The organism is Paraburkholderia sp. J12, from assembly GCF_905220215.1.
In the GTDB taxonomy this organism is placed as follows: Bacteria; Pseudomonadota; Gammaproteobacteria; order Burkholderiales; family Burkholderiaceae; genus Paraburkholderia.
This window is the reverse complement of sequence record NZ_CAJMZC010000027.1, coordinates 24,342-34,101: the sequence shown is the minus strand read 5'-3', so window position 1 is coordinate 34,101 and position 9,760 is coordinate 24,342. Positions and strand designations below refer to the sequence as shown.

At 65.4% G+C, this 9,760-nt stretch carries 8 protein-coding genes; 1 reads left to right on the top strand and 7 read right to left on the bottom strand.

Features of this window, described 5'->3' with window-relative positions; genetic code table 11:
* Positions 1-39 precede the first annotated feature (39 nt).
* The 4 genes from mutT to secA all read right to left on the bottom strand — a co-directional run bounded on the left by mutT (position 40) and on the right by secA (position 5,629).
* Positions 40-462, bottom strand: coding sequence for an 8-oxo-dGTP diphosphatase MutT (gene mutT, locus U5760_RS30740; protein WP_322016074.1), 423 nt, complete (start codon positions 460-462; stop codon positions 40-42).
* Positions 459-1,331, bottom strand: coding sequence for an ATP-binding protein (locus tag U5760_RS30735; RefSeq protein ID WP_322016073.1), 873 nt, complete (start codon positions 1,329-1,331; stop codon positions 459-461). The genes mutT and U5760_RS30735 overlap by 4 nt, the downstream gene beginning before the upstream one ends.
* Before the next feature lie 24 nt (positions 1,332-1,355).
* Positions 1,356-2,597 carry a bifunctional glutamate N-acetyltransferase/amino-acid acetyltransferase ArgJ gene (argJ, locus tag U5760_RS30730; protein WP_322016072.1) on the bottom strand — a complete coding sequence of 414 codons (1,242 nt, stop codon included), beginning with the start codon at positions 2,595-2,597 and terminating at the stop codon, positions 1,356-1,358.
* Between the two features lie 221 nt (positions 2,598-2,818).
* Positions 2,819-5,629 (bottom strand): preprotein translocase subunit SecA, encoded by a 2,811-nt coding sequence (gene secA, locus U5760_RS30725; RefSeq protein ID WP_322016071.1) that lies wholly within the window; start codon positions 5,627-5,629, stop codon positions 2,819-2,821.
* A gap of 346 nt (positions 5,630-5,975) precedes the next feature.
* On the opposite strand from secA, the gene U5760_RS30720 reads away from it, so the two are divergent.
* The gene (locus U5760_RS30720; protein WP_322016070.1) at positions 5,976-6,461 is read left to right on the top strand and encodes a DUF721 domain-containing protein; all 486 of its coding nucleotides are present in this window, start codon (positions 5,976-5,978) and stop codon (positions 6,459-6,461) included.
* A gap of 95 nt (positions 6,462-6,556) precedes the next feature.
* On the opposite strand, the gene lpxC is transcribed toward U5760_RS30720, so the two are convergent.
* The 3 genes from lpxC to ftsZ all read right to left on the bottom strand — a co-directional run bounded on the left by lpxC (position 6,557) and on the right by ftsZ (position 9,701).
* Positions 6,557-7,474, bottom strand: coding sequence for a UDP-3-O-acyl-N-acetylglucosamine deacetylase (lpxC, locus tag U5760_RS30715; RefSeq protein ID WP_322016069.1), 918 nt, complete (start codon positions 7,472-7,474; stop codon positions 6,557-6,559).
* A gap of 255 nt (positions 7,475-7,729) precedes the next feature.
* Positions 7,730-8,239, bottom strand: a complete 510-nt coding sequence (locus tag U5760_RS30710; protein WP_322016068.1) for a peroxiredoxin — start codon at positions 8,237-8,239, stop codon at positions 7,730-7,732.
* Positions 8,240-8,501: 262 nt separating this feature from the next.
* The gene (gene ftsZ / locus U5760_RS30705; protein WP_322016067.1) at positions 8,502-9,701 is read right to left on the bottom strand and encodes a cell division protein FtsZ; all 1,200 of its coding nucleotides are present in this window, start codon (positions 9,699-9,701) and stop codon (positions 8,502-8,504) included.
* Between the last annotated feature and the right edge of the window lie 59 nt (positions 9,702-9,760).

The window sequence follows — 9,760 nt, the reverse complement described above, 5'->3', positions numbered from 1 at the left end:
ATCGCACAGCGGCCTTTCCGTTTGCACCAGCTCACCGCGTCACTCGGCGGCCAGCCACTCGAGCACCGGAATCGTCGCCGGCAACAGCGGCTCGACGCTCGCCGGCAACGACTGCCAGACGAACGCCTGGCCCTCGCGCCCGTGCGGCTCGCCGGTCCACTCGGTCACCTTGCAGAAGAAGAGCCGCACATAGGCGTGCGGGTAATCGTGCTCGAGGGTGTGCCAGAGATGGCACGCCTTCACGTCGATGCCCAGTTCTTCGTGCAGCTCGCGCGCGAGCGCGGCCTCGACCGATTCGCCCGCCTCCAGCTTGCCGCCCGGAAACTCCCAATAGCCCGCGTAAGGCTTGCCTGCGGGACGTTGGGCGAGCAGATAACGACCGTCGGGCTGCACGATCACGCCCACGGCGACTTCGGTCACGGGGCGCGCCGTTGCGGCAGCGTCTTTCGTCTCGCCGCTCATGCTCCTTGCACCTTCTTGCCCGACCAGTCGCGCGCGAACTGCCACGCCACGCGGCCCGAGCGCGACCCGCGCTCCAGCGCCCAGACCAGCGCGTCGCCGCGCGCGGCCTCCACTTCGGCGTCGTTGCAGCCGAAGTGACGCAGCCAGTGGCCGACGATCGTCAGGTAGTCGTCCTGCTTGAACGGATAGAAGCTCACCCACAGGCCGAAGCGCTCGGACAGCGAGATCTTCTCTTCCACCACCTCGCCCGGATGGATTTCGCCGTCGGGCATGTGCTTGTACGTCTCGTTGTCGCTCATGTACTCGGGCAGCAGATGGCGGCGGTTCGAGGTCGCGTAGATCAGCACGTTGTCGCCCTGCGCGGCGACCGAGCCGTCCAGCGCCACCTTGAGCGCCTTGTAGCCCGATTCGCCGTCCTCGAACGAGAGGTCGTCGCAGAACACGATGAAGCGCTCGGGGCGCGTCGCGATCAGGTCGACGATGTCGCCCAGGTCGTGCAGGTCGTCCTTGTCCACTTCGATGAGCCGCAGGCCGTCCTTCGCGAACGCGTTCAGGCACGCCTTGATGAGCGAAGACTTGCCGGTGCCGCGCGCGCCCGTGAGCAGCACGTTGTTCGCGGGCTTCTCCTGCACGAACTGGCGCGTGTTGCGCTCGATGAGGTCCTTCTGGCGGTCGATGTTCTGCAAGTCGTCGAGCGAGATCGGCGAAACCGAAGGCACCGACTGCAGGTAGCCGCGCCCCTGGCGCTTGCGCCAGCGAAACGCCACCGCGGCGTTCCAGTCCACGTCGGGTGCCGCGGGCGGCAGCACGGCTTCGAGTCGGCCGAGGAGCGCCTCGGCGCGGGTCAGAAACTGTTCGAGCTTGTCCATAGGCTTGAAGGCTTGAAAGCGGAATCAGGAGCGGTAGTCCGCGTTGATGCTCACGTAGTCGTGCGAAAGGTCGCAGGTCCACACCGTGGCCTGCGCATTGCCGCGGCCCAGCAGCACGCGGATCGTGATTTCGCTGTTCTTCATGACGCGCTGGCCGTCTTCCTCGCGGTACTCGGGATTGCGGCCGCCCGCTTTCGCGACGAGCACGTCGTCGAGATACAGGTCGATCTTTTCGACGTCGAGGTCGGTCACGCCCGCATAGCCGATCGCCGCCAGGATGCGGCCAAGGTTGGGATCGGAGGCGTAGAAGGCCGTCTTCACGAGCGGCGAGTGGCCGATCGCGTAGGCGATCTGGCGGCACTCGGCCACGTCCTTGCCGCCTTCCACCTGCACGGTCATGAACTTGGTCGCGCCTTCGCCGTCGCGCACGATGAGCTGCGAGAGCGTCTGCGCGACTTCCGTCACCGCGTCGCGCAGCGCCGCGTAGGCGGGCGAATCGGTGGACGTGATGGCCGGCAGGCTCGACTTGCCCGAGGCGATCAGGATGAACGAGTCGTTGGTCGAGGTATCGCCGTCGATGGTGATGCAGTTGAACGAGCGGTCGGCCACGTACTTCACGAGTTCGTCGAGCACCGGCTGCGCCACGTTCGCGTCGAACGCGAGGAAGCCGAGCATCGTCGCCATGTTCGGCTTGATCATGCCGGCCCCCTTGCTGATGCCGGTGAGCGTGACCGTATGGCCGTCGATCGCGACCTGGCGCGACGTGGCCTTGGGCAGCGTATCGGTCGTCATGATCGCCTGGGCGGCGTCGTACCAGTTCGCGGCCTTGCGGTTCTCGAGCGCGGCGGGCAAGCCGGCGATCAGACGATCCACCGGCAGCGGCTCCAGAATCACGCCGGTCGAGAACGGCAGCACCTGCGAGGGCTCGATGCCCGCGAGGCTCGCGAGCGCGTCGCAGGTCGCGCGCGCGTTAGCGAGGCCGGGCTCGCCCGTGCCCGCGTTCGCATTGCCCGTGTTGATCACGAGCGCGCGGATGCCCTTGCCGCCTGCGCGCACCTTCGCGAGGTGCTCGCGGCACACCGTCACGGGCGCCGCGCAGAAGCGGTTGAGCGTGAACACGCCCGCAACGCTCGCGCCTTCGTCGACGGAGATCACGAGCACGTCCTTGCGGTTGGGCTTGCGGATGTTGGCCTCGGCCCAGCCCAGCGTCACGCCGGCGACCGGATGGAGTTGTGCGGGATCGATCGAGGGGAAATTGACAGCCATGGTGGCGACCTGTCGAAAAGGCAATGCCGGCCGAGGCGCATCGAGCCTGGCCGGCATTGGGAATCAAAAGGCAAGGCCTGGAACCAGGTCCAGGCCACCGAAATCAACGGCGGAGTCGCATGTGCTGCGCGGCGGCGCGCATTTGCAAACGCAGTGACGAATGCATTTACAAGCGCATTTACAAACGCGGCAAATACCGCAACCGCGCGCGCCGCCTCACATCACGAAATCCTGCCGTGGCACTGCTTGTACTTCTTGCCGCTGCCGCACGGGCACGGGTCGTTGCGGCCCACCTTCGGCACGTCCTGGCCGTCGGGTGCCGCGCTCTGGCCGGCATGGCTCATGGCCGCGCCCACCATCGCCGCGGCGGCATCGGCCGCGGCCGGCGCCGCAGCCGTCGGTCCCGCAGCGGCTTCGGCAAACTCGGCGTGGCGGAACTCCACGTTCTCGAGATGGCTGCCCTGCTCTTCGAGCTGCTCGGCGGCCTGTTCGAGCTGTTCCGGCGACTGGATCTGCACGTTCATGACAATACGCGTGACTTCCTGCTTCACCGCTTCGAGCATCGCGGCGAAGAGCTCGAACGCCTCGCGCTTGTATTCCTGCTTCGGATTCTTCTGCGCATAACCGCGCAGGTGGATGCCCTGACGCAGGTGATCGAGCGCGGCCAGGTGCTCGCGCCAGCTGCGGTCGAGCGTCTGCAGCATGACCGAGCGCTCGAATGCGCTGAACGATTCGCGGCCCACCAGCGTGACCTTCTGCTCGTAGCCTTCGTCGGCGGCGACCTGCACGGCTTCCAGAATCTCCTCGGCGTCGATCGACGACGACTCGTTGATCATCTCCTGGATCGCGAGGTCGAGCTGCCACTCGTTGCGCAGCACTTCCTCGAGCTCGGGAACGTCCCACTGCTCCTCGATGCTGCCCGGCGACACGAACTGATGGACGATCTCGGTGATCACGCCATGACGCATCGCGCCGATCGTCTCGGTGATGTCATGCGCTTCGAGCAGCTCGTTGCGCTGCTGGTAGATCACCTTGCGCTGGTCGTTCGACACGTCGTCGTATTCGAGCAGCTGCTTGCGGATGTCGAAGTTGCGCGCTTCGACCTTGCGCTGCGCCGATTCGATCGAGCGCGTCACGATGCCCGCTTCGATCGCCTCGCCTTCCGGCATCTTGAGGCGGTCCATGATGGCGCGCACGCGGTCGCCCGCGAAGATGCGCAGAAGCGGATCTTCGAGCGACAGATAGAAACGCGACGAGCCCGGATCGCCCTGACGGCCCGCGCGGCCGCGCAGCTGGTTGTCGATCCGGCGCGACTCGTGGCGCTCGGTGCCGATGATGTGCAGGCCGCCCGCGGCCTTCACCTGATCGTGCAGCGTCTGCCATTCGTCGCTGAGCTTCTGGATGCGGCGCGCCTTCTCGTCGGCCGGAATCGCGTCGTCGGCTTCGATGAACGAGGCCTGCTTTTCCACGTTGCCGCCGAGCACGATGTCGGTACCGCGGCCCGCCATGTTGGTGGCGATCGTGATGCGCTGCGGCCGGCCCGCTTCGGCGACGATCGCGGCTTCGCGCGCGTGCTGCTTCGCGTTGAGCACTTCGTGCGGGAGGCCAGCCTTCGTGAGCAGATGCGAAAGCAGTTCCGAGTTCTCGATCGACGTGGTGCCCACCAGCACCGGCTGGCCGCGCTCGTAGCACTCGCGGATGTCGCGGATCACGGCGTCGTAACGCTCGCGCGCGGTCTTGTAGATCTGGTCCTGCTTGTCGATCCGCTTGGGCACGCGGTTGGTCGGGATCACGACCGTCTCGAGCCCGTAGATCTCATTGAATTCGTACGCTTCGGTGTCGGCCGTACCGGTCATGCCCGAGAGCTTCGCGTACATGCGGAAGTAGTTCTGGAACGTGATCGAGGCGAGCGTCTGGTTCTCGCTCTGGATCTTCACGTGTTCCTTCGCTTCCACGGCCTGGTGCAGACCGTCCGACCAGCGGCGGCCGGCCATGAGACGGCCGGTGAATTCGTCGACGATGATCACTTCGCCGTTCTGCACCACGTAGTGCTGGTCCTTGTGGAACAGCGTGTGTGCGCGCAGCGCGGCGTACACGTGGTGCATGAGCGTGATGTTCTGCGGCGCGTAGAGGCTCTCGCCCTGGCCGATCAGGCCCCACTCGGCGAGCATACGCTCGGCCTTTTCGTGGCCCGATTCCGTGAGGAACACCTGGCGCGCCTTTTCGTCGAGCGTGTAGTCGCCCGGCTTCTCGACGCCCGTGCCGTCGGCCTTCTCTTCGCCGATCTGGCGCTCGAGCAGCGGCGGCAGCGCGTTCATGCGCACGTAGAGCTCGGTGTGGTCTTCGGCCTGGCCCGAGATGATGAGCGGCGTACGCGCTTCGTCGATCAGGATCGAGTCCACTTCGTCGACCACCGCGAAGTTCAGCGCCCGCTGCACGCGCGCCTCGGTCTCGTAGACCATGTTGTCGCGCAGGTAGTCGAAGCCGAACTCATTGTTCGTGCCGTAGGTGATGTCCGACGCGTAGGCCTGCTGCTTCATCGCGTGGTCCATCTGCGACAGGTTGATGCCGACGGAGAGACCGAGGAAATTGTAGAGGCGCGCCATCCATTCGGCGTCGCGCTGGGCGAGGTAGTCGTTCACCGTCACGACGTGAACGCCGCGGCCCGACAACGCGTTCAGATACACGGGCAGCGTCGCGACAAGCGTCTTGCCTTCGCCGGTGCGCATTTCGGCGATCTTGCCGTAATGCAGCACCATGCCGCCGATCAGCTGCACGTCGAAGTGGCGCATCTTGAGCACGCGCTTGCTGGCCTCGCGGCAAACCGCGAAGGCTTCAGGCAGCAATTCGTCGAGCGACGTGCCCTTCGCGACGCGCTCGCGGAACTCGGCAGTCTTCGCCCGCAGTTGCTCGTCGGTGTATTGCTCGATCTGCGGTTCGAGCGCATTGATCGCCACGACCGTCTTCTGATATTGCTTGATCAGGCGCTGATTGCGGCTGCCAAAGATTTTCTGTAAGAAACCGGTGGTCATCGGATCGGTGTCTGCGTCGCGGCTTCAGCCGGGATTCCTTCGCCCATCAGACGCAAACAGCATCCGACGTACGCGATGCACCCGGATCGGAAGGACCTCGGCGGCTTAAGCCCAAATTGGTGGATTCGAATCGGGCATTTTAGCACGCGCCCCCAGACCCGCCCGTGTCAGGCGCGAGACGGGATGCACGCGCGAAATGCCCGCGCCGGAAGCCTCCCGGCGGCCCGGAACCGCCGACGGGCGGGCCCTGGCCGAACGGCCGGAAGGCGCGTGGGTACGCATCGCGCAGGCTACAATGACGACATCTGGTCGCGAGCCACGCGCGCGCACTCCCCACCTATCCGACATGAGCCGTTTCTCGCCGTTTTCAAGGCCGCCTTCAAAGTCATCCAGGCCGCGCTACGCGCAGCCCGTGGCCGAGGTGCTGAGCCGCACCGACGCGTTTGCGCCGCTGCGCGCCGGCGTCGAGCAAATGGCTTCGATGCGGCGCGATCTGCAGGCGCTCCTGCCCGACTATCTGGCAACAAGCGTCGAACCCGGCTTCATCAAGGACGGGCAGCTCGCCCTCTTCGCCGCGCACAACGCGCTCGCGGCGCGGCTGCGGCACCTCGAACCGCGTCTCGTAGCCGACCTGCGCGCGCGCGGCTGGCCGGTCGATTCGGTGCGCATTCGCGTGCGGCCCCAGTCGGTCCAGGACCCCAAGCCGCCCAAGCAGGCTCGCATGTCGCCGGCGGGCGCCGCAGCGCTGATAGCGCTCAGCGAGGATCTGCCGCCCTCGCCGCTCCAGGAAGCGCTGGCAAAAATGGCTGCGCGCCACGTGAGGAAACGTTAGACAATCGCAACGCGAAATGAAAAAGGGGGGCATCAAGCCACCCTTTTTTGTTACCTATTGCGTCGACTCTGCGAAGCCGAGCCTTCAGGTCTCAATCAGGCAAACGCCGTTTGCGCCTCGTAGCCGAAACCGCGCGGCGCCTTCTGCGTGTCGTCGAACGTCACGATCTCCCAGGCATCCTCGTGCTTCAGCAACTCGCGCAGCAGCGCGTTGTTCAGACCGTGTCCCGACTTGTACGCCGTGTACGAAGCGAGAAGCGGATGCCCCACCACATACAAGTCGCCGATCGCGTCGAGCATCTTGTGCTTCACGAACTCGTCGTCGTAGCGCAGGCCGTCGTTGTTGAGGATGCGGTATTCGTCCAGCACGATGGCGTTGTCGAGGCTGCCGCCGCGCGCGAGGCCCAGGTCGCGCATCATTTCGAACTCGTGCGCAAAGCCGAACGTGCGGGCGCGCGCGATTTCGCGCACGTACGAAGTGTTCGCGAAATCGACTTCGAGCACCTGACCCGTCTTGTCCACGGCCGGATGGCGGAAATCGATGGTGAACTTGAGCTTGAAGCCGAAATACGGGTCGAGACGGGCAAATTTGTCGCCCTCGCGAATCTCGATGGGCTTCTTGACCTTGATGAACTTCTTCGGCGCGTTCTGCTCTTCGATGCCCGCCGACTGGATCAGGAACACGAACGAGGCCGCACTGCCGTCCATGATGGGAATTTCTTCGGCGGTCACGTCGACGTAGAGGTTGTCGATGCCGAGGCCCGCGCACGCGGACATCAGGTGCTCGACCGTCGAGACGCGCGCGCCGTCCTTCTGCAGCACCGAGGCAAGGCGCGTGTCGCCTATCGCCAGCGCCGACGCGGGGATGTCCACTGCGTTCGGCAAATCGACGCGCGAAAACACAATGCCCGTGTCCGGCGCCGCCGGGCGGAGCGTCAGGTCGACCTTGCGGCCCGAATGCAGGCCGATGCCGACCGTCTTCACGATCGATTTGATGGTTCGCTGCTTCAACATAGTATTCCGCTCATTGAAAATCCCAATCGGGACTTTTTAATTCATAGCGCGAATTATACTCCAGATGCGCGGGATCCGTCGTTTTCCGGGGCGTGACAATCTGTTTCCCGTTGTTACGCTATCAGGATAAACGACGAGCCGATGACCGGAACGGAGGCGTTTCCAGTCACCAGCCCGCCTGATGCCACGTAATGACCCGTCACATTTGCGCCGCCGGCCCGTTGCGCTGCGGCAACGTGACACGGGCGTGAACGCTCACGGGGAGCCCAACGTGGCGAGGATGCTCGCCGCATCGCTTACTTCGAACTTGCCGGGTGCTTCGACGGACAGCGTCTTGACCACGCCGTCTTCGACCACCATGGCGTAGCGCTGGGAACGGATTCCCATGCCACGCGCCGACAAATCCTGCTCCAGACCGAGCGCCCGGGTGAAAGCCGCACTGCCGTCGCCCATCATGCGCACCTTGCCCGCGGTGCGCAGATCGCGCCCCCACGCGCCCATCACGAACGCGTCGTTGACGGACACGCACCAGACTTCGTCGACGCCGGCCGCGGCAAGCGCGTCCGCCTTCTCGACATAACCCGGCACGTGCTTCGCCGAGCAGGTGGGCGTGAATGCGCCAGGCAATCCGAAGATCACCACACGCCTGCCCGCCGTCTGCTCGCGCACGCTGAAGCTGTTCGGCCCCAGCGCGCAGCCTTCGCGCGCGTCCTCGACGTATTCGTAGAGGGTCGCGTCGGGCAGTGCTTCACCCTGTTTGATCATGGCTCGTCCTTCGCATCGATGCGTCTGCATGTTACACGCGGTATCCCGCAATTATCCGCCATCAGTCTTTCAGGATCGTCAGGCGGCACGCCACCCTTGCCGCCCGCTAAAGCGTGGCGGACAGCCGTCCCTGCCGCGGATCCTCACGGATGCGGCCCTGCTGGCCTTCATTGCGACGCGTGCACCGTCTGTCTGGATGCCGGCCGGAGCGGGCGCGTTAGTGCCCTACCCCGATCCCGCACCGCAGCCAGACCGCATGCACTCAGTCCGCCTGCTTGCGCAGGAACGCCGGGATGTCGTACGTGTCGACGCCCTTTTCCTGCAGCGCCTGCACGTGCGAAGCCGCGGTGTCGCGCGAGGTGCGCCACACCGCCGGCGTATCCAGCGCGCCGTAGTCGGCCGTCGTGCCCGCCGTCGCCTGCGGTGCGTACGTCTGCATCGCCGGGATCGGATGGTTGTCCGTGCCGGTGCGCAGGAGCGTCATCGGCGCGGCCGACTGCTGCTTCTTCGCCGCACGGCCAAGACCCGTCGCGACCACGGTCACGCGCAGCGCGTCGCCCATCGCGTCGTCGTACACGGCACCGAAGATCACCGTCGCGTCCTCCGCGGCGTAGCTCTTGATGGTGTTCATCACTTCACGCGTTTCGGACAGACGCAGCGAACGGCTCGACGTGATGTTGACCAGCACGCCGCGCGCACCCGACAGGTCGACGCCTTCGAGCAGCGGGCTCGCCACGGCCTGTTCCGCCGCGAGGCGCGCGCGATCGACGCCGGCCACCGTGGCCGTGCCCATCATCGCCTTGCCCTGCTCGCCCATCACCGTCTTCACGTCTTCGAAGTCGACGTTCACGAGACCGTCGACGTTGATGATTTCGGCGATGCCTGCGACTGCGTTGTTCAGAACGTCGTCCGCGCACTGGAAGCACTTGTCCATCTCGGCGTCATCGCCCATCACGTCGAACAGCTTGTCGTTCAGGACGACAATCAGCGAGTCGACGTGATCCTCCAGTTGCTGCGCACCGGCTTCTGCCACGCGCATGCGCTTGCCGCCTTCGAATTCGAACGGCTTGCTCACGACGCCAACGGTCAGAATGCCCATCTCCTTGGCGATCTGCGCCACGACCGGGGCTGCGCCCGTGCCGGTGCCGCCGCCCATGCCCGCGGTGATGAACACCATGTGCGCGCCGAGCAGTGCGTCGGCGATGCGCTCGCGCGCTTCCTCCGCCGCCGCGCGGCCCATTTCCGGCTTCGCACCGGCGCCCAGACCCGTGTTGCCGAGCTGGATCACAGCCGATGCGCGCGAACGCGACAGTGCCTGCGCGTCCGTGTTCATCACGATGAAATCGACGCCTTGCACGCCGCGGTTGATCATGTGCTGCACGGCATTGCCGCCAGCGCCACCGACGCCCACCACCTTGATGATGGTGCCGTTGGTTTCCGTTTCCAGCATCTGGAATTCCATGTTGCCTCCGTCAAGAAAAAGATACCGCTCCTCGGCCGTTATCCGGTGGAAGATCGGGC

Coding starts and splice junctions, on each gene's coding strand:
- lpxC (WP_322016069.1), bottom strand. CDS start 7,474: ATGTTGAAGCAGCGAACCATCAAATCGATCGTGAAGACGGTCGGCATC.
- ftsZ (WP_322016067.1), bottom strand. CDS start 9,701: ATGGAATTCCAGATGCTGGAAACGGAAACCAACGGCACCATCATCAAG.
- U5760_RS30735 (WP_322016073.1), bottom strand. CDS start 1,331: ATGGACAAGCTCGAACAGTTTCTGACCCGCGCCGAGGCGCTCCTCGGC.
- argJ (WP_322016072.1), bottom strand. CDS start 2,597: ATGGCTGTCAATTTCCCCTCGATCGATCCCGCACAACTCCATCCGGTC.
- secA (WP_322016071.1), bottom strand. CDS start 5,629: ATGACCACCGGTTTCTTACAGAAAATCTTTGGCAGCCGCAATCAGCGC.
- U5760_RS30720 (WP_322016070.1), top strand. CDS start 5,976: ATGAGCCGTTTCTCGCCGTTTTCAAGGCCGCCTTCAAAGTCATCCAGG.
- mutT (WP_322016074.1), bottom strand. CDS start 462: ATGAGCGGCGAGACGAAAGACGCTGCCGCAACGGCGCGCCCCGTGACC.
- U5760_RS30710 (WP_322016068.1), bottom strand. CDS start 8,239: ATGATCAAACAGGGTGAAGCACTGCCCGACGCGACCCTCTACGAATAC.